This is a genomic window from Arthrobacter oryzae, from assembly GCF_030718995.1.
Classification (GTDB): domain Bacteria; phylum Actinomycetota; class Actinomycetes; order Actinomycetales; family Micrococcaceae; genus Arthrobacter; species Arthrobacter oryzae_C.
The window spans coordinates 3,917,520-3,939,133 of record NZ_CP132204.1 but is presented as its reverse complement, the minus strand read 5'-3'; the positions used below and the strand labels follow the sequence as shown (position 1 = coordinate 3,939,133).

The following is a 21,614-nucleotide window of genomic DNA, read 5'->3' as shown; positions in this document are numbered from 1 at the left end:
CCTGACCCCAAGCCTACCGAAGAACTATTGACAAAGACACCTAGTGTCTAGGAGGCTAGGCCAGTGAGCCAGTAATCCACGTCACACCAACCCCTGATCCGGAGGAACAACGATGTCCGCTCCCGTCCTGTCCATCATCATCCTGGCGGTGATGTTCCTGCTGGCCACGGTGCTGCCCCTCAACATGGGCGCCCTGGCTTTCGTAGGGGCGTTCCTGCTGGGGTCGGTCGTCCTCGGCATGTCCACCAACGACATCCTGGCCAACTTCCCCGGCGGCCTTTTCCTGACCATCGTCGGCGTCACGTACCTCTTCGCCATCGCACAAAACAACGGCACCATAGACCTCCTGGTGCGCGGCGCCGTCCGGCTGGTAGGCAACAAAGTGGCGCTGATCCCCTGGGTCATGTTCGCCATCACCGCGCTGATCACTGCCGTCGGCGCATTGTCCCCCGCCGCTGTCGCCATCATCGCGCCGATCGCCCTCAGCTTTGCAGCCAAGCACAAGATCAACCCGCTCATGATGGGCATGATGGTCATCCACGGCGCCCAGGCCGGCGGCTTCTCCCCCATCGCCGTCTACGGCGTGACGGTCAACGGCATTATCGCCAAGACCGACCTCGAAGCCAGCCCCATGACCATCTTCCTGGCCAGCTTCCTGTTCAACCTGGCCATCGCGGTGGTGCTGTCGCTCGTCCTCGGCGGCGGCAGGTTCCGGTCCACCAAAGCCGGCCGGGTAGTGGAACAGGCCGCTGAAACGCGGATGTCCGTCAGCGTCGGCGCCCGCGCAGCCGGCGTCACCCTGCAGGGCTCCGGCTCGGACATCTCCCCGGCGGGCGTGTCGGCCAAGGGCACATCGGGCGGATCCGGTGCGCCTGCAGCGGATCACGCAGGCGCCTCCGCAAACGGGGTCCGCGCCAATATCCCCCAGCTCGTCACCATCCTGGGCCTGATCGCGCTGGCTGTCATCTCGCTCGGCTTCAAGGTGGACGTCGGCTTCGTCTCCATCACGATCGCCATCGTCCTGGCCCTGGTGTCCCCGGCCGCCCAGAAGGGCGCTGTGAACAAGATCAGCTGGTCCACCGTCCTTCTCATCTGCGGCATGCTCACCTTTGTGGGCGTCCTCGAAGAAGCCGGCACCATCAAGTTCGTTTCCGACGGCGTAGCCCAGCTCGGCATGCCGCTGCTCGCTGCCCTGCTGATCTGCTACATCGGCGGCGTCGTTTCGGCCTTCGCCTCCTCCACCGCCATCCTCGCAGCCCTCATCCCGCTGGCCGTACCCTTCCTGGCCACCGGCGAAATCGGCGCGGTGGGCGTCATCGCCGCCCTCGCCGTCGCCTCGACGATCGTTGACGTCTCGCCGTTCTCCACCAACGGCGCACTGGTGCTTGCCAACGCGCCCGAAGACGTGGACAAGGACCGGTTCTACAAGCAGATCCTGGCCTACAGCGGCATCGTCGTCGTGGCCGGTCCCGCCATCGCCTGGCTGGTCATGGTGGTCCCGGGCTGGCTGTAAGGGCCGCCACCCAACCCCGCCGCTGCAACCCAGGCATCCATATTCAACAAAAGGAACTCCCATGAAGAGCACTGAATCCACGACGCGGACCGACGGCCCGCTCTCGGGCTACCTTGTGGTGGACCTGAGCCGCGCCCTGGCCGGCCCGCATGCCGGCATGATGCTGGCCGATCTCGGAGCCCGGGTCATCAAAGTCGAAAACCCCGGCACCGGGGACGACACCCGCGGCTGGGGCCCGCCATTTGTCGGGCCTGAGGATGATCCGCAGGCCACCTACTTCCTGTCCTGCAACCGGAACAAGGAATCCATCGCCCTGGACCTGAAGAGCGACGACGGGCGGACAGTCCTGCGCGAACTGCTGGAACGCGCCGACGTCGTGATCGAGAACTTCCGCCCCGGCGTCCTGGACCGGCTGGGTTTCTCCGCCGCTGAAATGCACGCGCTCAACCCCGCCTTGGTGATCCTGTCGATCACCGGCTTCGGGCATGACGGCCCGGAATCCCGGCGCAGCGGCTATGACCAGATCCTGCAAGGCGAAGCCGGGCTGATGTCCCTGACGGGATCCGGGCCCGAGGACCCCCAGCGGGTGGGCGTGCCCATCGCCGACCTCCTGTCCGGCATGTATGGCGCCTTCGGCACCCTGGCGGCCCTGCTGCAGCGCGAACGGACCGGGCAGGGCCAGATCGTCCGCACCTCACTGCTTGCGGCCCTTATCGGTGTGCACGCCTTCCAGGGCACCCGGGCCACTGTGGCCGGCGAGGTTCCGAAAGCCCAAGGCAACCACCACCCCTCCATCGCCCCCTACGGCCTGTTCCACTGCCGGCAGGGGAAGGTCCAGATCAGCGTGGGAAGCGAAAAGCTCTGGAACACCTTCGCCTCCACCTTCGGAATCGACGGAGCACGGCCGGAATTCGCCAGCAACGCGGACCGGGTGCGCAACCGCGAGAAAGTCATTGAGGAAGTGGAGTTGGCGTTCTCCGATTACGAGGCCGGGGAACTGCTCACAAAGCTCAACGAAGCCGGCATACCGGCCGGCAAGGTCCGGACGCTGGACGAGGTCTATGCCTGGGAGCAGGTCCATTCCCAGGGGCTGGTGATCGACGTCGACCACAAGATCCTGGGCAGCGTGAGCCTGCCCGGTCCACCGCTGCGGTTTTTCAGCGCAGCAGACACCGCCGAAACGACCCTCACGGCGCACACCGCCCCGCCGCTGCTGGACCAGGACGGCGAACAGATCCGGCAGTGGCTCGGACTGCTGCCCGCCCGTGCAAACGGCACCCCCGCCGGCCCGGAGCAGGAAGTGCGCTGACCATGCTGACAGAACAGAAGGTCAGGCACCTCGACGCCGCCGGACTCATCACCGCCGTGCTCGACCCGGGCTCCTACCTGAGCTGGGACGCTCCGGTGGTTGATCCCGATGCCGGACCCGAGTACCGGGAGGAACTGGCAGCCGCACGTGCCAGGACAGGAGTGGACGAATCCGTCATCACCGGCGAAGGCCTCATCCGCGGCCGGCGTGTGGCTGTCATCGTCAGCGAGTTCCGGTTCCTCGCCGGGTCCATCGGGTTGGCCGCAGCGGAACGCATCGTCACCGCCGTCGAACGGGCCACCCGGGAGGGCCTGCCGCTCCTGGCCGGCCCGGCGTCGGGCGGCACCCGCATGCAGGAAGGCACCATCGCCTTCCTGTCCATGGTGAAAATCAGTGCCGCCGTCCGCGCGCACCGCCAGGCCGGGCTCCCCTACCTCGTGTACCTCAGGCACCCCACCACCGGAGGGGTCATGGCGTCGTGGGGATCCCTCGGCCATATCACCGTGGCGGAACCCGGCGCCCTGCTTGGCTTCCTTGGACCGCGCGTCTACGAGGCGCTGTACGGCACGCCGTTTCCGGAGAACGTTCAGGTCGCTGAAAACCTCTTCGACAAAGGCCTCATCGACGCCGTGGTCCCTCCGGCGCAACTGTCCGACGTCGTCGACCGCGCCCTGGGCATCCTGGTCAGCGGTCCGCACCCACAGCTCGCGGCGCCGAAGACCCTCTCAGTCAAGCCGTCCGACGCCGGCGCCTGGGAATCGATCGAAATCTCCCGCAATCCCCGCCGGCCGGACCTGCGGCAGCTCCTTGCCTACGGTGCCAGGGACGTCCTCCCGCTGAACGGCACAGGTCAGGGGGAAAAGGACCCCGGGCTTCAACTTGCCCTGGCGCGCTTCGGCCAGGAATCGTGCGTGGTCATCGGCCACACCCGACCCAGGCCCGCACGGCAGACCGCCATGGGACCGGCGTCGCTCCGGGAAGCACGTCGCGGGATGAGGCTCGCCGAAGAACTGGGGCTGCCGTTGCTCACGGTCATCGACACCGGCGGCGCGGCCTTGTCCAAGGAGGCCGAGGAAGGCGGGCTGGCCGGCGAGATTGCCCGGTCACTGCACGACCTGATCGGACTGAATTCCCCCACCGTGTCCGTACTGCTGGGCCAAGGTGCCGGGGGCGGGGCATTGGCGCTCCTGCCCGCGGACCGTACCATCGCCGCCCGGCATGCCTGGCTGTCCCCGCTCCCGCCCGAAGGCGCGTCCGCCATCGTCCACCGGAGCACCGCCTTTGCCCCGGCCATGTCCGAAGCCCAAGGCGTCAACGTGGCAGCCCTCTACGCCGCCGGCCTGGTGGAGCACATCGTGGACGAACGCGGCCACGCCGGCCACGGGGACGCCTCCCTCGAGGCAAGGGCATTCTGCCTGCGCATGGGCCGGGCCATCGAATACGAGCTCGCCACCCTGTCCGCCGCCGGGATGAATGAGCTGCTCCCCCGGCGGCTGGCTAAGTACCGGAACCTGGGAAGCATCATCGCCGGGTGATCCCCATGCGGACAGCGTCCAAAGATGACCGGTGGAAATCCGTGTGCCACACATCGATGTCCCGTCCCATTCCGTCGGTGACGACGTATTCGGGCCAGCGGTCGAAGGCCGAGCAGGGATGGGAGATGCCGAAGTCAACCACATCGGTGACGTCCAGGCCGGACACTCCGGTGAGGACTGCGTGGTGGTCGTAGAGATTGCGCACCACAGCTGTTGCCCCGTCCTTAGCGGCGCCGTCCGCGGTCTGGGCGGACAGGACCACCGGCAGGCCGGCGTCGTAGGGAAGGTCCCGCTTGCCGGCGCCGACGACGGCCATCCCTGCTTCGGGGACTGACAGCACGACGGCGCGGACAGTCAGGGCCGGGATGAGGCCGGGCACGGGGCTGACGCCCGCGTAGGTGCCGTGATCGTGGGTGACGTAGCAACCCGATCGGAGAATCCGCCGCGTTCCGGGCACCTGGCCGGCGTCCGGAAGGTAGTCCGCCACACGGTCCGGGAACGCGGAACCGCCCATGGAGTAGACGGGCCCGTGCGTTTCAAAAAACGGCGCGGCTTCCAGGAAGATGTCCCGCACCAGCCGGCAGTGCCGGTCAACGGCTGCAACGGTCTCATCCGCCCTGCTGTTGGGCACCACGCCTTCGTAACCGGCAACACCAACGAGCCTCAGGCCGGGCGCGGCGCTGACCAGTTCGGCAAGGCGGACAGCGTCGTGGAGGCTGCGCACTCCCGTGCGCCCGCCCGGGGTCCGACGTCGAGCAGCACCTCCAGGGGCGCGCCCGCTTCCCCGGCGAACACCTGCGCCGCTGCGGTGATGCCGGCAGCGGAGTCCACGAAACAGCGGATTTCGCGTGCGGGGTCCTCCTCCAGCCAGCTGCGAAGCCGTATCAGGCCGTCCCGGTCCACCACCTCATTGGCGATGAGAACCTGCTGGTGGCCCCAGCCCAACGCCGTAGCCACCTGGTCCACGGTGGCGACGGTTACGCCGACGGCACCGGCGGCCAGCTGGCGGGTGATGATCGGGGCGGACATGGTGGTCTTCACATGTGGCGCCAGATCCACCTGCCGGTCCCGGCACCAGGCCGCCATGACGCGGATGTTGTTGTCAAGGGCATCGAGATTGAGCCGGAGCTGCGGATACGGCATGGCTCCGGGGCTCAGCTCAGTTCCCAATGGGAGCACCGGTCAGCAGCCGAACAGGGGTGCCCCGGAGCCAGGCCTGCACGGCTCCGAACGCGCCGCCGTAGAATTCCCGGTAGCTTTGCTCCGTCACGTAGCCCAGGTGTGGCGTCAGGACGGTCCGCGGCGCGGACAGCAGGCGGTGGCCTGCCGGCAGCGGCTCCAGGTCGTAGACATCAAGCGCGGCCCCGCCGAGCCAGCCTTCGTTCAGTCCCCGGATAAGGGCGTCCTCATCGACGAGGGGTCCGCGGGCGGTGTTGACCAGCACGCCCGCCGGCCCCAGGAGACGCAGTTCCTCCTCGCCCACCACGCCGCGGGAGCGCTCCGAGAGGCGCACGTGCACTGAAACAACGTCTGATTCCCGGAAGAGCGCCTCCTTGCTGACCTTCCCCACGCCGGCGCCGGCGGCGGCCTCGTCAGTGAGGTTGGGACTCCACGCGATGACATTCATGCCGAAGGCCTGTCCGTAGGCGGCGACGCGGCGCCCGATTTTGCCCAGGCCGAGGACTCCCAGTGTCTTGCCCGCGAGCTCGAAGCCGACGGTGGACTGCCAGCGCCCGTCGCGCAGCCGCCGGTCTTCGAACGGAATGCTGCGGGCCAGCGCGAGCAGCAGGCCCCAGGTCAGTTCCGGGGCGGCAGTCGGCGAGCCGCCGGTCCCGCACACCGCCACGCCCAGCTCCTCGGCCGCCCGAAGGTCAATGGACTGGTTGGCCATGCCGGTGGTCACCAGGAGTTTCAGTCCGGGCAACTGCGCCAGGACATCGCGACCAAAGGCGGTCCGCTCCCGCATGGCGATGATGATGCCGAAGCGGCCCAGGCTGGCTACGGCGTCGTCCTCGTCCTTGAAGGGCCGGTCGAAGAACGTGGCTTCGACGCCGTCTGCTGCAAGCTGCTCCCAGGGCGCATAGTCCCGGGCGACAGACTGGTAATCGTCCAAAATGGCAAGGCGCATGGATGGATCCTCCGTGTAGGCAGCATGGGGTCGCTGCAGTCAGGCTACCGCCACACGTCGAATCGGAGGAGCAGTCGTATCGCTGGGCAAGCCGCGTCGGAGGAGCAGTCGCAGTCGGTGCACTTCCGGGTGGCCCCCGGTTTGTATCGCCGGGAGCCACGGGTGGTCAGGTCCGCTGGAAGATGTTGAGGATGTTGCCCTCCGTGTCCAGGAACCAGGCTGCCTTGCCTGTCGGCAGGGTAGCGATGCCGTTCTCAGTCTTCAGGCCCGGGAAGTCGTACTCCTCGAAGGTGGCTCCGCGGCCCCGCAACTCGTCGACCTCGGCTTCGACGTTGTCCGTCATCCAGCCCAGCTGGGTGTTCTTCGCGGTGCCCGCGTTGTCGGTCTGGTACAGCAGAAAAACAGTTCCCTTGCCGCAGCGGTAGAACACGTTTTCGTCGTCCATGACTTCCGGGTCGTCCAGACCCACGACGTCACGATAAAAGCCACGGGCCCTGGCGATGTCCTTGGCAGGGAGGACCGCGGCGACTTCACTGTCCTTGAGCATGTCGAATTCTCCTTAGGTGAAGCGATCGAAATGCCCGCCCCGCAGGCGGTGCAAGCGGGGCGGAGGTGCCGGCTCGCGCCGGCTCCCGGCCTTTTGCCGTGCACCGGGACGGTTGCCGGGGAGGCCTTCGTCGCGGCTGTCAACGGCCGGCCGGGGGTCTCCCCCGCGTTCATACCGTCATTATGGCCGCAGTTTGGCGTCCCGGATATAGGAAACTAAACGGAGGGCGACGGCGTGAGTCAGTCCCGCCGTCGCCCTCCTTGGCGACCGAATCACCGCGACGGTTTGACCACCATCGCCGAGCCGCCGCCGCGCCTAGCGGGTTCAGCAGCGGCCACCATCAGCCCGCCGGGCCCGAACTCGACCGCGGTGGCGGCACCGATCTCCGCTGCCGATGTGAAGGCGTCACCCGATGGGGTGAACACGTGGCCGAACGGTGCCAGCTCCTCACCGTATGCCGCGATAAAACCTGGTTCCGCCGTGACCTTTTCGGTATTGCGCTGGGCAGCACGCGGCGCCGCGATGGCCTCGGAGATATCCATCCCCAGGTCCACCCGGTTCAGGATGGTCTGCAGGACGGTGGTGATGATGGTCGATCCGCCGGGCGAACCGAGCGCCAGGAACGGATCACCGTCCTTGAGGATGATAGTCGGGGACATCGAGGAACGCGGGCGCTTGCCCGGCTGGATCCGGTTCGGATCGTCGTCCTTGTAGACGGTGGAGAAGTCCGTCAGCTCGTTGTTCAGCAGGAATCCGCGGCCCGGCACCACGATGCCGGATCCCCCGGTCTGCTCGATGGTGAGGGTGTATTCCACCACGTTGCCCCACTTGTCCGCCACCGTCAGGTTGGTCGTGGAGATGTTCTCCGTATCCGTCTCATCGGCGGGCGCGGCAGCGGCGGCCGGGCACGCGCCGTCGTAGCCGGAGACGTCCCCCGGTGCGACGGGCTTCGTGGCTGCCTTGTCCGGGTTGATCTGGCACGCGCGCTCCTTGCCGAACAGCGGATCAGTCAGCTCGTCGGTGGGGACGTCCACAAAAGCCGGATCGCCTACGTACTTGCCGCGGTCCGCAAAGGCGAGCGCGCTGGCCTCAAGGTAGTGGTGCAGGGCGGCTGGATTCTTGCCGTCAGCTGTGGCCATCCCGGACAGGTTGAACGGCTCAAGAATGTTCAGGGCCTCGCCGACGGTGGTGCCGCCGCTGCTCGAAGGAGCCATGCCGTACACGTCCAGGCCGCGGTACTCGACGTGCGTGGGTGCCTGGTCCAGGGCTTCGTATTCAGCCAGGTCTTCAGCCTTCATGAAGCCGACGGGAACCGGCAGCGTGGTTTCGGCGGTCTTCGGCGGGGCCTCCACCGCGGCCACGATCTCGTCCGCGAGCGGGCCTTCGTAGAAGCCGTCTGTCCCCTCTTTCGCGAGGAGCCGGTACGTCGCGGCGAGGTCATGGTTTTGGAAGACACTGCCGACGGCGGGTGCGTCGCCGCCGGGGAGGAAGAGATCGCTTGTAGACGTGAACGCCGCAAAGCGGACTTTGTTATCGAGCGTCTGCTGGCGGAACGTCTCATCTACCACAAAGCCGCGGTTGGCCACTTTGATGGCAGGTTTCAGGGCATCGCCAAGGTCCAAGGTGCCCCACCGGTCGAGAGCCCGCTCCCACGTGGCCGGCGTGCCGGGGACGCCGACTGAAACCCCGCTCGTGACCAGGTCTGGCGTGAACTTGTAGGGCGCGCCGGTCGCGGGGTCGATGAACGCGTCGGTCGGCATATCTTCCGGGGCGGTTTCGCGGCCGTCGATGGTGCCGACTTCACCGCTCTCCGCGTCGTAGAAGACGAAGTAGCCGCCGCCGCCAATCCCGGCACTGTACGGTTCGGTCACCCCCAGGGTCGCGGCCGCGGCGACGGCGGCGTCCGCCGCATTGCCGCCCTTGCGGAGCACTTCTATTGCCGCGGCGGATGCCTCCGGGTCAACGGTGCTGACGGCACCGCCGTAACCCTCGGCGGTGGGCTCCTTCTTGATTTCCCGCGGATCAGCGAAGGCGGGGCTCATGACGGCGCCGCCTGTCACGCTCATGGCCAGAGCCGCCGTGAGGGCGGCAATTCGACGTCTCACCTTTGGCATGGTTGCTCCCGAGTCAGGGTGGTGCGGAGTGGGGTGAGGGTCACGTTACTCCGGCCCGTAGTGACACTCAACACTCAATGCATTGGGAGGGCAGCGCATGGGGGCAGCGCCGCACCCTCAGACGGCTTTTCCACCGTTCAGCGTGCGGTGTGCCAGGCATCGAGCACCACACGGCCCCGTGGTGATTCCAGCGTCGCGGTGAGCGGCGCCGTGTGCTTAGCGTCGATCGGGCTCGTGTGCACCAGACGGGGTGATTCGCGGACGGCCTCGCGCAGTTCGGGGTTGTCGAGGCCGAACCAGCGCGGCCTCCCCGGCTCCGGGGCTTCGGGGTCGATCGCAATGACCTCGAGGTAGCAATCAGGAATGCCTTCGCTGCTGATGGCCATCACCCTGTTGTGCGTGCCCCAGCGCGTGCTTGCCGCCACGGTGGGCTCAACGCCAAGCATTGCCGCCCACCAGGCGGCACCCTGCTCCAGGGAAATCGGCAACGATCACCAGGTGATCGATCCAGGCGTTCACAGCACAGCCTTGCCGCTGGGGGCGTTGGACAGATCGGCCGGGTGTCCCTGCCTGCGGCTGGCCACCAGGAACGGCACCGCGATCAGCTGGATTACGCCGCCGATTGCCAGCGAGGCCGCGTATCCGTAGGCATCGGCTGAGCGGCCGAGCAGCGGCTGCACCACCACGCCGCCGCTGGAACCAATCAGTGAATCGAAGCTGAGCACCGTTGCCCGTTGTTTCGAGGGGATCATGTCGTTCAGGTAGGCCTGGCGCACCGGCACGCTCGCGGCGTCGACCACCGCCCAGAGAGTCAGCAGCACAAGGGCCACCCAGAATACGTGGGTGAAGCCGAGCACCACCAGGATGATGGCGGCGATGCCGCCACTTAGGACCAATAGAGTGGTGCGCTTGCGAACACGACGCCGGATCCGGGGCGCCAGCCATCCGCCGAGCACGTCCGCGCCGGCCACCAGGGCCGCCGCCAGGCCCGCCACGGAGTAGGCCCGCGGGTCGCCAAAGAGCTCAAGCAGATACGGCTGCAGCGCGTAGAACACATAGATCCCGACGCCGGCGCTGAACGGCGCGGCCAGCATCACGTATCGGACCGGCGGGTTCTTCAAACCGTTATCGACCGATGCCCTCAGTACTGCACGCGTCGCCCGCACGGGGTGGGCCGAGCGCTCGGGTGTGAAGCCGACGTCGTGCATTAGCCGGAACGCAACCACAAACATGGCCAGCAGCACAGCCACACGGATGAGGAAAGGTACGCCCAGGTCGGTGATCTGCGCAATGACGCCGCCGGCCACAGAACCCACGAGCATCGCAACGCCGGACACCATCACTCCCCGCCCCAGCACCGCTTCCAACCCGCCCTCATAGCCCTCGAAGCGCAGGGCGTCGACGAGCCAGGCCTCCACCGCGCCCGAGAAAAAGGTGAAGCCAAGGCCGAGCAGGACCGACACGACCGCCCACAACCAGAACGGGGCGGACAGCTGCCAGAGGAGATAGTAGAAGTAGGTGGTTACAGCCAGGGTCACGGTGCCGAGCAGGAATGACACGCGGCGACCCCAGCCGTCGGCGACCACTCCGGTGGGCACCTCGAACAGCACCATGCCCACCGTGAAGAAGGCGTTCGCGGCAAACGCTTCGAGGTTGCTGAGCCCCGCATCCAGCAGGAACAGCGTGTTGATGCCCCAGATGAACGAGGCGGCAACAGTATTGCCCAGCGTCAACGTGAGATAGACACGCTGGATCTTTCGGGCGCCGGCGCTCATGGCGTTGACGTCGCCGCTGGGGCGAGGTGAGAGCACTAGCTCATTCTCGTCCCGTTAGGCTGCTCGCACCAGTAGCAGGGGCAGCTAGGTGTACTGAGTCAGGACGTTGGTTACATCGTGAATAGGTGAGGACCTCTTAGGTTGGTGGTTACCACACACAGCCAACGACTAAGAGGTCCTCATGTCCCACCGTAATGCCCGCCTGACTCCGAACGGTAGGCGCATCATCGTCGAGCGCGTCCTTGCCGGCCGTCCTGTAGCCCATGTGGCCAAGGAATTGGGCATCTCCCGGACCTGCGCCCACCGGTGGATAAGCCGCTTCCGAACCCATGGGTGGGCAGGGCTGGAAGACCGGAGCTCCAAGCCGAGGTCCTGTCCGCGTGCGACCCCGGCAAGGGTCGTAGCCGATGTTCTTGCCCAGCGTGTTGAGCACCGGGAAGGCCCATCGAATCTGGGACGGCGGTGTGGGGTGAGCGCCCGGACTGTGTCGAGGATCTTGGCCCGGGCCGGGGTGCCGCGGCTGTGGGATCTGGATCCGGTCACCGGGAATCGAATCCGCGCTTCCCGGGCCACAGACCGCCGGTATGAACGAGATGCCCCTGGAGACATGATCCATATCGATGTCAAAAAGCTTGGCAGGATCCCCGACGGCGGCGGATGGCGGGCGGACCCAAAGCAATCCACCCGCAACCATTCCACAGGCCACGAAAGGGTCGGTTTCGACTACGTCCATGTGGCCGTCGATGACCACTCCCGTCTCGCCTACGCCGAGGTCCTGCCAGACGAGAAAGGGCCGACCTGCGCCGCGTTCCTCACCAGGCCCGCGGCAGCGATGGCAGCCAACGGAGCACCCGTGAAACGCGTCATGACTGACAACGCATTCGCCTATCGGCTTTCCCGGGATTTTCAGAACGCACTCGCCGCACTGGGCGCGAAACACATCCTGATCAAACCCCGGCATCCCTGGCAGAACGGCAAAGCCGAACGCTTCAACCGCACGCTGCAGGAAGGCTGGGCCTACCGCCAGCCCTTCACATCAAACCAGGCCCGAACCGAGGCCCTGCAACCATGGCTAAACTTCTACAACAACCACCGGCCCCACGGCAGCCTCGGAGGCAAACCGCCCATCAGCAGGTGCAACCAACCTAATGGCTGAGTACAGCTAGGCCAGGCGGCTCCGCACGATCTCGCTGACGGCCTTGCCGTCGAATCGGCCCGCGACCTTCGCAGTGACCGGCTTCATCACGGCGCCCATCTGACGCATGGACGGTTCCTGGCCCTCGGCGTTCAGCCCGGCGATAGCTTCGTCCACAATCGCTTCGACCTCGTCGCGGGTCAGGGCTTTGGGCAGGTAGGCCTCGATGACCTCTGCTTCGGCGATTTCCGCGGCAGCACGGTCAGCCTCGCCGGCCTCGGTGTAGATCTTGGCGGTGTCGCGGCGTTTGGCGGCCTCCTTCTGGAGCAGGCCGGTCACCTGGGCGTCGTCCAGTTCAATCGGCGTCTTGCCTGACTTCTCGCGTGTTTCGATCTCGCCGAGGACGTTCCGTACGGTGGTTAGCGCCACCTTGTTCCTGTCTTTCATATGGATCACAACGTCGCCGTGGAGGCGTTCTTTGAGCGTGGTCATGGTGTTCTCGTTTCGTTGGCTTTGCCTCCATTGTGCCCCGAGCTGGTCCAGAGCCGGCCAGGCCGACTATTTGACCTTATGTCAGAACAAAGTCTTGACCTAAGCGTTAGAGCGCTCTAACGTTGGGTGCAGCACGTGATCTGGCACACTCGCCGGCACCCCACTCACGGTCCAGTTGTCCGGGCCAATCGATCCGAGGAAGTCAACAATGTCGTTGCATGCAGCACGCCCTACCGCACCGCAGAACAAACCGGGCTCCAAACACCGCGGGTACCTGACCCGCCTTACTGTCATCTCCACCCTCGGCGGACTCCTGTTCGGCTATGACACCGGGGTCATCTCCGGCGCACTGCTCTACATGCAGGATTCGCTGAGCATGAGCCCCGTCGAAGAAGCCACCGTGGTCAGCGCCCTGCTGTTCCCGGGTGCGGCGGTGGGCGCCCTCAGCGGCGGCCGCCTGGCTGACACCCTCGGGCGCCGCGGCACGCTCCTCATCTGCGCGCTGCTGTTCCTGGTGGGCGCACTGGGCTGTGCGATCGCACCGACGGTCGGGTTCATGGTGGTGGCCCGCGTCATCCTCGGCCTCGGCGTCGGCGCCGCGGCTGTCACCTGCCCCCTCTACCTGGCGGAAATGGCACCGGCCCACCTGCGCGGGCGCATGGTCACCATCAACGAACTGATGATCGTCACCGGCCAGATGCTCGCCTTTGCCATCAACGCACTGCTCGACTCGCTGATCCACGATCCTGAGGTCTGGCGCCTCATGCTGGGAGTGGCGTCCATTCCTGCCATCGCCCTGTTGATCGGCATGCTCATCCTGCCCGAATCGCCCCGCTGGTTCGCGATCCGGGAGCGCTTTTCGGACAGCCGCCGCATCCTGGACCTTAGCCGCAGCCCGGAAGAAGCCGACTTCGAATACAAGGAAATTGTCGAAGCCGCGAACACTGCAAAGAATGAGCGCTCCCACGCATGGCGTGACCTGAAGAACAACCCGTGGATGCGCAAGCTCCTCTGGATCGGCATCGGCCTCGCAGTGGTCCAGCAGGCAACCGGCATCAACACGGTGAACTACTACGCACCCTCGATCCTGGAACGTAGCGGACTCGGCGTCAGCGCCTCACTCGTAGCCACCGTCGCGGTGGGCGTGACCTCGGTGCTGATGACCATCCTGGGAATCTACCTGCTGGGCTTCATCGGACGACGCCGCATGCTGGTCATTGGCTTCTCCGGCGTCGTCGCGTCACAGGCGATCCTCGCCGTCGTCTTCATGCTGCCGCAGTCAGATTTCGTCAGCTACACGATCCTCGCCGCCATGATGCTGTTTGTCGCCTTCGTGCAGTGCTTCATCGGCACGTGCGTCTGGCTCCTTCTGTCGGAGATCTTCCCGATGGCCATCCGCGGGTTCGCCATGGGGATCGCTGTCTTTGCGCTGTGGACGGTCAACGCCGGCATCTCCTTCCTGTTCCCGATCCTGGTAGTTGCCCTGGGCTCGACCGGAACCTTTGCAGTCTTCGTCCTGGTGAACATTGTTTCGTTGGTTTTCGTGTCCAAGTTCGTTCCCGAGACCAAGGGGCAGTCGCTGGAGGAACTGGAAGTACACTTCCGCACCGGCAGCCTGCCCGTCATCGCCGCTCCGGCCGCGGCCAAGTAGAGCCCGGTCTTTTCCACAACGCCGCCGTGAACTATCGCGGCCGGAGCGGCACCTGCCGCCCCGGCCGCGATAGGCTTGCCTGCAGTAAACGGCCGATCGTCGGGGAGTGAAGTGAAGCAGCAGGAAGCGGCCAAACGCCCCACCATTTACGACGTCGCCCGGGTGGCCGGCGTCTCCCGCGCCCTTGTCTCGCTCGTGCTGCGTGGCTCCCCCAAAGTCAGTGCTGAAAAGAAGCAGGCGGTGGCCGACGCGATTGCAGCACTCGATTACCGGCCCAGCAACGCTGCCCGCTGGCTTGCCAGCGGGCGCACGGGAATCATCGGCGTTTTGCTGGACGACCTGGCGAACCCCTGGTTCGTGGAATTGCTCGACGGGCTGCAGAGCGTGCTCGGTGAGCAGAACCTGCGGATGGTCCTGAGCGATCCCACCTATCTTGCCCGGCCCGGGGAGAGCCCGGTCTCGGCATTCATGGATCTCCGGGTCGACGGCCTCATCATTGCCGGAGACGTCCAGGCCGATGACACCCTTATGCGGGCCGCAGCGCATACTCCGACGGTGATAGCCGGAGCCCGCGATTTCCAGCTACCTTCTGCGGACATCGTCACCAATGACGACGTCGCCGGAGCACGCGCCGCCGTCGAGCACCTGATCGGACTCGGCCACCGCAACATCGCCTACCTCACCGCACCCACCCGGTCAGCTGCCTTGCGGGCCCGCTCGTATGAGGACACGATGTCCCGTCATGGCCTCCAGGAGAACATCCGCGTGGTGGCAACGGACCTGAGCGAGCATTCCGGCTTTGAAGCAATGAAGGGCCTCATTGACAGCGGGCAGCCGCCCACCGCTGTCCTCGCCGCCAACGACATCCTCGCCGTGGGAGCACTCTCTGCTGCCGACGAGCACGGCATCGGCGTTCCGTCGCACCTCTCGCTCGTCGGCTACGACAACACCTACCTGGCCGGAATCCGGCACCTTTCGCTGACCAGCGTGGACCCTGTCAGCCGTGACGTCGGCATCCGCGCCGCCCGGCTCCTCCTCGAACGCCTGGCAGACCCGTCCTTGCCCCAGCGCACCGAAGTGCTGACCCCGCGCCTGGTGGTTCGCAACAGCACCGCGCCCGCCCCGAAGGCCTGACGCGCCAGGAGAGTTATCCGGGCCGCCTCACTGCCGCTTGTCGAGCGCCTCAAGGAGGCGCCTGACAGAACCGCCAAGGTTCCATTCGGTGGCCAGTCGCTCAAGGTCGGCGCGCGAATCGCCCGCCACGGGGCGCAGTTGCGCGCCCGCTTCCTCGAGCGTCGGCAGCCCGAGGTCGCGTGCGACGTTCACGACAGTGGGTGCAACTTTGAGGTAGTCAGTTGCCGCTGCAAGCTTTGCCCGTACGGATGCGGACAGCCCGCTTTCCGTATCCGTGGCCGCCTCGAGCAGCATCTCGAGCGTGCCGTATTCGCCAAGCAGCGACGCGGCGGTCTTCTCGCCGATACCTCCCACGCCCGGCAGCCCGTCGGAAGTATCGCCGCGGAGGATCGCGTAGTCCGCGTACTGCTCGGGAAGCACGCGATACTTGCCGACGACCACCGCGTCGGTGACGACTTCGAGGTTCTTCATGCCGCGCGCCGTGTAGATCACCCGCACCTGGCGGTCGTCGTCGATGACCTGGAAGAGGTCACGGTCGCCCGTGACCACGTCCACCGGCAAGCCGGCGTTAGTGGCGTAGGTGCCGACGACGTCGTCGGCCTCATGTTCAGCCGCCCCCACGACGGCGATGCCGGCAAGCTCCAGCACGCGGCGGATCATCGGGATCTGCGCCTCGAGCGCATCCGGCACCGCCTCTACGTCAGGGGCACCGGCCACCTCCCGCGCCACCCGGTGTGACTTGTAGCTCGGGATGAGGTCAACCCGCCACTGCGGGCGCCAGTCATCGTCCCAGCAGGCCACCAAGTGTGTGGCTTCAAAGTCAGTGGTGAGCCGCGCGATCATGTCCAGCAAGCCGCGAACGGCGTTCACCGGCGTGCCGTCCGCGCGGCGGATCGTGTCGGGCAGGCCGTAGAACGCACGGAAGTACAGCGATGCAGTGTCCAGCAACATCAGGCGGTGGGGCATACCTGATCCTGACACGGATGTGTCTCCTTGAGAATCCTGCCGGGTCGCGGACTGCAGGTCAGAGCTCTTGATAGTAGTAAAGCATCGGCTCGGTGCCGTTGGGTTCGGTGTTGGTGAACCCGCGTGCTTCATAGAAGCGGCGTGCATCGGTGTCGTCGCCGTCGACGTTGATTTCAAGGAGCGCGCCGCCGCGACCGCGGACCAGGTCACAAACCGCGGCGAGTAGCGCACTCCCGAGGCGATGACCCCGCAGGGCTGGTTGAACGTAGAGTTCGTCCAGGATTGCCACCGGGCCCTCGTACCAGACGTTGGGCCGGAAGCTCAACACCGCTAGCCCACAGGGCGGCGCGCCGATGAGCAGCACCACCACGTCCTCCCCCGCCAGCAACTTCGCAATTCGCAACGTCAGTTCGGCTGTGCCCGGGGTAGGCGTCTCAAACTCGGTGTTGAAATCGTGGAGCATCCGGGCCACTGTCGCCGCGTCTGCCGGCGTTGCCCGGCGCGGCGCCACGACGTTCGCTGAGTCATCAGAAATCACGGCTTCATCATGCTCGTGACATCCGTCGGCGTCCACCCTGACGTTCGCCGCTAACCGGCAGGCGCCACAACGTCCTGTAGCACTGACCTGTCAAAAAAACGGATCTCGCCCGTCTCCTCGAAGAACACCGGGACCACTGATGTGCTCGCGTCCTTGGACGTTTCGTAAATTTCCGGCGCACCGCCATGCTTCCGGGCAATTGTTCCCACCAGTTCGGTACCGCGAACCCGGACGGTTCGATATTTGTAGCTCATGCTGACTCCTTCGTCGACTATGGCAAAACCCTACTCCGGGCGGCAGCCGATCATGGGCGGGAACCCGCCTTCGCCTGATACCGCGCGTCGAAACGATCGCGCCCCAGGCGGCCCAGCTTTTCGACCGTGTGCCAGCTGATGACCGCCACGAGCAGTGTGAGCATAATTGCCGACACAGCCACGAGCGGTGGCAGATCTGCCGTGGACCCGTCGTTCAGCCAGAGAATGATGACGTAGTTCCAGAGGTACGCGGCGTAGGACACCGTGCCCAGCAACTGGAGCGGACGCGTCCACGCGGGCATTTCCAGGGGCCGGGAAGCTGCCAGTATTACCAGGACGGCCGCGGCAGCCATGGCCAGCGGGCCTCCAACGAAGAAGAAAACCGGCGATTCGTTGGCCCTGGGGAAGAACGCCAGGGCGGCAAGGACAAGGACGGCGGCAGGCAAAGCCGCCAGCCGGAGCCGGGGACGGGAGAACCAGCGGAAGACCCGGACCCTGTAGAGGCGCACAGCCGAACCGATGATCAGCCCGAGTCCCCATGTTGTGGGAAGGGCGTAAACCAGCGAGTGAAGGTGCGGGGCCAGCGCAAGCATCCCCGCCACAGTCGCCGTCATGAGGAAAATGACGACGGCGGCGGACCAGCCCACCAGCCGTCCCTGGCGGTTCTTCCGCAGCGCGACCACCAGCAGGGCCGGCCAGACCAGATAGAACTGTTCCTCCACCGCCAGCGTCCAGAGTGGCCCGATGGCCATGCTGACATCAAAAGGAAGCGGCAGGTCCTTGAGATAGCCAAAACCGGCAAGAAGGGTGTAACCGATGATTCCCTTGGAACGGTCCCCCAGGACGTCCGCCGTCAGTTCAACGATGGCATAGACCCCCAGGAAGGCAATGAGCGCCGGCAGCAGCCGGAAGGCCCGGTGCGCATAGAAAAGGCCGTAGCGAACTTTGCGGTGCCGTTCGATGTCCCGAAGCAGCACGCCCGTGATCAGGTACCCGCTCAGCACAAAAAAGGCTATGACTCCGACGATTCCGGCACCCTGAAAGACCCCTGGCCAGGAATGTCCGAGGAGAACGGCACCCACGGCAGCACCGCGCAGGACGTCCAATCCGTCCAGCCTCTGCCGCACCGTACTTTGCCCGGCTGCCCGCCCGGCAACCGTTCCGACCGTTCCGTCAACCAGCAACGTCAAATGACCTCCACAGCCCTATCTGGATGAATTCATTTCGGGCGCCGGTTCGGTTCCAGACGCCGCCCCGCCCATTATTCCCGGCCAATCTGGACGAAACCTGATCCCTGGCGGGCGGCGCATAGTTCGTGGTGCCAGCAGTCAGCGGGGTTCGGGCGTTTCGCCGTTTCCGACCGCTTCGATCCAGTCGATGGCTTCGTCCGAGAAGTAGAAACCTGAGGGACCGCTTTCGCCAACCCACCAGGCATCGGCCTCAACGCTTCCTCCGGCGTCCGTGATCTCGGCGACGATCTCCGCCGGAACCGCGTCGCCGTTGTTATCAATCAGCCACGCCCTCGTGGACGGCTTCAGCTGCGCCCACCATTGCTCGATATCCATGGCCGCAGTCTGCCACCCTGGCGCCCATTCCACGACCCCCCGAAGGCGGTGGGTGGCTTTTGTCGAGCGAACGGCGAGGGTGACGGCAGCCGCGGTTCCGGTGGCGGCTCCCATGGCGTAGGCCATGTTCGTGTAGCTGCCCAGCCAGGCTGCCATGGCCGGTCCGGCGGCCGGGGCGAGGGCAGTAGCGGCTGTGAGCGGTGCAGCGAACGCGCCTTGAAGGGTACCAAGGCCGGCGGTTCCCCACCGATCAGCAACGACCGTGGCCTGCAGCCGGGTTTGACAGCCCCGGACGGCACCGGCGAGCATGCCTGCCGCGATCAGCAGGGACACCGGTCCCGGAAAGAGGGCGAGCACGAGGATGGCAACGGTGGCGGTGACCGTAATGACCGGCAGCCGCGCCCCGGAGGGAATGGCAGAGAAGATCAACCGCCCGCCAACCTGGCCTGCGCCGATAAGACCGAGCCCGAAGGCAGCCGTTGCGTAGCCGGCGCCTTTTTCCATCAGCAGCGGGATGATGTTCAACGTCACGGTGTAGAGGCCGAGGCAGAGCAGGACCATGAGGCCCTGAAGCCCGATGAATTCAGGGCTGCGGCGGATGTCGCGGACCCGGTGCCTGACAACTGCGGGGTTTACCCCGTGCTGGGCGGAGGTCCAGGACCGGTTGAGGTAGCGGGCGTGCAGCGGCACCGTAATGACTCCCAGGAGTCCGGCGAGGACCAGGAAAGCGGCCCGCCAGCCGATCCCGTTGCTCAGGACGGCAGTGAGCGGGGCGAAGATCGTGGAGGTGAATCCTGCGATGAGGGTCAGGACGGTTCGCGGCCCTACCCTGTCCAGTGCACGTCCCACTGGTACGCCCGCAGCTGCCGAGAGAAGCAGCCCCGCGGAGAAGGCTCCGGTGATGAGGGCCGGGTCCCAGCCGGTGTCCTCGCTGATCGGCCGGACCGCGGCGGGCAGCGCGTAGTAAAGGATGCCCCAGCCGGTGGCCTGGGTAACGCACAACGCTGAAGGCCGCCCCGCGGTGCACCCTCTGCGAGCAGTGTCCGGGTTACCGCGGGCGCGGGCACGGCTACTTCCCGGTCAGCTCCGCGTACAGCTTCTGGACCCGGGCTTTGATGTCATCCCGGACCAGGCGCATGCGCTCCATGCCTTCGATGCCGCGTTCGGAGGGCTCATCCGTTTCCCACACCTCGAACCGGGTGCCATCGCGCGGCTCGACCTTTGCTTCGGTGCCCAGCACGACGACGACGTCCACGGCGTCCAGGACCGCGTCGGTCACAGGTTTCGGGTGCTCGCCCGTGATGTCGACGCCGAGTTCGGCCAGGGACTCAACGGCCTGGGGATTGAGGGCCTTGCCCGGTTTGGTGCCCGCGGAGTAGACGGTCACCGCCCCGCCTGCGAGCTGGTTCATGAGACCGGCGGCGAGTTGGGATTTGCCGCCATTCTTGCTGCAGACGAAGAGGACGGCCGGGGCCTCCCCCGGACGGGTGGTTTCCTGGGTCATAAACTAGTCGTTTCCTTTGGGAGCAGGGATGCGGTCAAGGGGTGGTTCAGTTGCTGCCGGAACGTCCGTGGGAAAGCCCTGTGGGGAAGCCGACCAGTACCGGTTCGGGGGCGGAACAGCAGCCTGCATCCGCCGTTCCTGCGGAGGCCGGGGCCGGCACGTCGCAGCTGGTTCCGGCGTCGGACGAACAGACCCCGGTTTCCGGAAGCTCCAGGTGAACCGTGTCCGCTGCTTCGCGCTCCCCGGCGAGGGCCGCCACCACTGATCGGACCTGTTCGTAGCCGGTGGCCAGCAGGAAGGTCGGCGCCCGGCCGTAGGACTTCATGCCGACGATGTAGAAGTCCTGCTCCGGGTGGGCAAGGAGCTTGGCGCCGTGGGGCGCAACGGTGCCGCAGGAGTGGAATTCGGGGTCGATCAGCGGTCCCAGCTCCCGGGGCGCTTCGACGGCAGGGTCCAGATCGAGCCGGAGTTCGCGCAGGATGTCCAGGTCCGGGCGGAAGCCAGTGCAGGGAACCACGACGTCGGCCTCCAGCGTGCGGCCGTCGACAGCTCCAACGGTTACGCCCGACTCCAGGGCCTTGAGGGAAGCAATGCCGAAGCCGGTGTGCAGTTCAATGGTCCCTGCCCCGACGAGCCGGCGGAGGCGGCTGCCGAGCTGTCCGCGGGCAGGCAGTCCGTCCGCGTCACCGCCGCCGTAGACCTTCTCGGCGGACGGCCCGCGCACGGCCCACAGGATCCGGGTGTCCGGTTCTTCCTTGGCAAGGTCGGCGAGGCTGATCAGGGTGTTGGCTGCGGAGTGACCGGCTCCGACCACCAGGACGCGGCGGCCGGCGAACGAGGCCCGGTCACGTCCCGTGACATCGGGCAGCGGCGAGGACACCCTGTCCGCAGCCGTGTCTTCGCCGATGGCAGGCAGGCCCGAGGTGCCGAGCGGGTTGCGGGTGGACCAGGTGCCGGAGGCATCGATGACACCTGCCACGGCATGGTCGCGGATTTCGCCGTCCTGGTGTTCCACCCGGACGAGGAACGGGGTGGTTTCGCGGTGACGGGTGCGGGTCTTGTCCATGCCGGACCGTGTCACAGCGATGACCTTTGCACCGGTCTCCAGCCGTGAGCTGATGGCTGGCAGTGCGGCCAGCGGGGCCAGGTAATTGTCGATCAGTTCCCCGCCATAGGGCAGCGCCGTAAGCCGGGGAGATTCCCAGCCGGCGGCTTCGAGCAGGCGGACGGCGGCGGCGTCGATGTTGTACCGCCATGGCGAGAACAGCCGGATATGGCGCCACTGTTCGATGGCCGCGCCGGCGGAGGGCCCGGATTCGAAGACCAGCGGTTCCAGGCCGCGCTCCAAAAGGTGCGCCGCGGTGGCCAGGCCCACCGGGCCGGCGCCGATCACTGCAATGGGAAGGTTCGTCGTCGAATCCATCAGGTCCTCTTTCTTCAGTAGGTGCGGCGGC

The 21,614-nt window shown here is 66.3% G+C and carries 21 protein-coding genes; 6 read left to right on the top strand and 15 right to left on the bottom strand.

Features of this window, described 5'->3' with window-relative positions; genetic code table 11:
* The first annotated feature begins 112 nt into the window (after positions 1-112).
* From Q8Z05_RS18060 to Q8Z05_RS18050, 3 genes are all read left to right on the top strand, one after another.
* Positions 113-1,513 carry an SLC13 family permease gene (locus Q8Z05_RS18060; protein WP_305940939.1) on the top strand — a complete coding sequence of 467 codons (1,401 nt, stop codon included), beginning with the start codon at positions 113-115 and terminating at the stop codon, positions 1,511-1,513.
* A 61-nt stretch (positions 1,514-1,574) separates the two neighbouring features.
* Entirely contained in the window at positions 1,575-2,822 is a 1,248-nt protein-coding gene (locus Q8Z05_RS18055) for a CaiB/BaiF CoA transferase family protein (RefSeq protein ID WP_305940938.1), read from the top strand.
* A 2-nt stretch (positions 2,823-2,824) separates the two neighbouring features.
* Positions 2,825-4,357 carry a carboxyl transferase domain-containing protein gene (locus Q8Z05_RS18050; RefSeq protein ID WP_305940937.1) on the top strand — a complete coding sequence of 511 codons (1,533 nt, stop codon included), beginning with the start codon at positions 2,825-2,827 and terminating at the stop codon, positions 4,355-4,357.
* Here the strand turns inward: Q8Z05_RS18050 and Q8Z05_RS18045 are convergent.
* From Q8Z05_RS18045 to Q8Z05_RS18015, 7 genes are all read right to left on the bottom strand, one after another.
* Positions 4,344-5,081 (bottom strand): hypothetical protein, encoded by a 738-nt coding sequence (locus Q8Z05_RS18045; protein ID WP_305940936.1) that lies wholly within the window; start codon positions 5,079-5,081, stop codon positions 4,344-4,346. The two genes, Q8Z05_RS18050 and Q8Z05_RS18045, sit on opposite strands and share 14 nt — an antisense overlap.
* On the bottom strand, positions 5,021-5,500 hold the full coding sequence (locus tag Q8Z05_RS18040) for an alanine racemase (protein WP_305940935.1): 480 nt from the start codon (positions 5,498-5,500) through the stop codon (positions 5,021-5,023). The genes Q8Z05_RS18045 and Q8Z05_RS18040 overlap by 61 nt, the downstream gene beginning before the upstream one ends.
* A 16-nt stretch (positions 5,501-5,516) precedes the next feature.
* Positions 5,517-6,485: a D-2-hydroxyacid dehydrogenase family protein gene (locus tag Q8Z05_RS18035; protein WP_305940934.1), complete on the bottom strand. Its 969-nt coding sequence runs from the start codon at positions 6,483-6,485 to the stop codon at positions 5,517-5,519.
* Positions 6,486-6,651: 166 nt separating this feature from the next.
* Positions 6,652-7,032: a VOC family protein gene (locus Q8Z05_RS18030; protein ID WP_305940933.1), complete on the bottom strand. Its 381-nt coding sequence runs from the start codon at positions 7,030-7,032 to the stop codon at positions 6,652-6,654.
* A gap of 272 nt (positions 7,033-7,304) precedes the next feature.
* Positions 7,305-9,146, bottom strand: a complete 1,842-nt coding sequence (gene ggt, locus Q8Z05_RS18025; protein ID WP_305940932.1) for a gamma-glutamyltransferase — start codon at positions 9,144-9,146, stop codon at positions 7,305-7,307.
* 137 nt (positions 9,147-9,283) lie between these two features.
* Positions 9,284-9,634 carry a VOC family protein gene (locus Q8Z05_RS18020; RefSeq protein WP_305940931.1) on the bottom strand — a complete coding sequence of 117 codons (351 nt, stop codon included), beginning with the start codon at positions 9,632-9,634 and terminating at the stop codon, positions 9,284-9,286.
* A gap of 27 nt (positions 9,635-9,661) precedes the next feature.
* The gene (locus Q8Z05_RS18015) at positions 9,662-10,921 is read right to left on the bottom strand and encodes an MFS transporter (protein WP_305943618.1); all 1,260 of its coding nucleotides are present in this window, start codon (positions 10,919-10,921) and stop codon (positions 9,662-9,664) included.
* A gap of 181 nt (positions 10,922-11,102) precedes the next feature.
* Between Q8Z05_RS18015 and Q8Z05_RS18010 the strand changes: the two genes are divergently transcribed.
* Entirely contained in the window at positions 11,103-12,077 is a 975-nt protein-coding gene (locus Q8Z05_RS18010; RefSeq protein WP_305940930.1) for an IS481 family transposase, read from the top strand.
* Between the two features lie 6 nt (positions 12,078-12,083).
* On the opposite strand, the gene Q8Z05_RS18005 is transcribed toward Q8Z05_RS18010, so the two are convergent.
* On the bottom strand, positions 12,084-12,548 hold the full coding sequence (locus tag Q8Z05_RS18005) for a GatB/YqeY domain-containing protein (protein WP_305940929.1): 465 nt from the start codon (positions 12,546-12,548) through the stop codon (positions 12,084-12,086).
* A 208-nt stretch (positions 12,549-12,756) separates the two neighbouring features.
* Here Q8Z05_RS18005 and Q8Z05_RS18000 point away from each other — a divergent pair, with 208 nt between their 5' ends.
* Positions 12,757-14,199 (top strand): sugar porter family MFS transporter, encoded by a 1,443-nt coding sequence (locus Q8Z05_RS18000; RefSeq protein ID WP_305940928.1) that lies wholly within the window; start codon positions 12,757-12,759, stop codon positions 14,197-14,199.
* Between the two features lie 111 nt (positions 14,200-14,310).
* Positions 14,311-15,333 (top strand): LacI family DNA-binding transcriptional regulator, encoded by a 1,023-nt coding sequence (locus tag Q8Z05_RS17995; protein ID WP_305940927.1) that lies wholly within the window; start codon positions 14,311-14,313, stop codon positions 15,331-15,333.
* 27 nt (positions 15,334-15,360) lie between these two features.
* On the opposite strand, the gene Q8Z05_RS17990 is transcribed toward Q8Z05_RS17995, so the two are convergent.
* From Q8Z05_RS17990 to Q8Z05_RS17960, 7 genes are all read right to left on the bottom strand, one after another.
* The gene (locus Q8Z05_RS17990; RefSeq protein WP_305943617.1) at positions 15,361-16,299 is read right to left on the bottom strand and encodes a 5'-3' exonuclease; all 939 of its coding nucleotides are present in this window, start codon (positions 16,297-16,299) and stop codon (positions 15,361-15,363) included.
* Positions 16,300-16,357: 58 nt separating this feature from the next.
* Complete coding sequence (locus Q8Z05_RS17985; protein ID WP_305943616.1) at positions 16,358-16,762, bottom strand: GNAT family N-acetyltransferase; 405 nt, start codon at positions 16,760-16,762, stop codon at positions 16,358-16,360.
* Between the two features lie 125 nt (positions 16,763-16,887).
* Positions 16,888-17,091 (bottom strand): hypothetical protein, encoded by a 204-nt coding sequence (locus Q8Z05_RS17980; RefSeq protein WP_305940926.1) that lies wholly within the window; start codon positions 17,089-17,091, stop codon positions 16,888-16,890.
* Positions 17,092-17,141: 50 nt separating this feature from the next.
* Positions 17,142-18,281, bottom strand: a complete 1,140-nt coding sequence (locus tag Q8Z05_RS17975; protein ID WP_305940925.1) for an acyltransferase family protein — start codon at positions 18,279-18,281, stop codon at positions 17,142-17,144.
* A 138-nt stretch (positions 18,282-18,419) separates the two neighbouring features.
* A complete protein-coding gene (locus Q8Z05_RS17970; protein WP_305940924.1) occupies positions 18,420-19,658 on the bottom strand; it encodes an MFS transporter in 1,239 nt (412 codons plus the stop codon).
* A gap of 67 nt (positions 19,659-19,725) precedes the next feature.
* On the bottom strand, positions 19,726-20,160 hold the full coding sequence (locus tag Q8Z05_RS17965) for an arsenate-mycothiol transferase ArsC (protein ID WP_305940923.1): 435 nt from the start codon (positions 20,158-20,160) through the stop codon (positions 19,726-19,728).
* 46 nt (positions 20,161-20,206) lie between these two features.
* Complete coding sequence (locus Q8Z05_RS17960; RefSeq protein WP_305940922.1) at positions 20,207-21,583, bottom strand: FAD-dependent oxidoreductase; 1,377 nt, start codon at positions 21,581-21,583, stop codon at positions 20,207-20,209.
* Between the last annotated feature and the right edge of the window lie 31 nt (positions 21,584-21,614).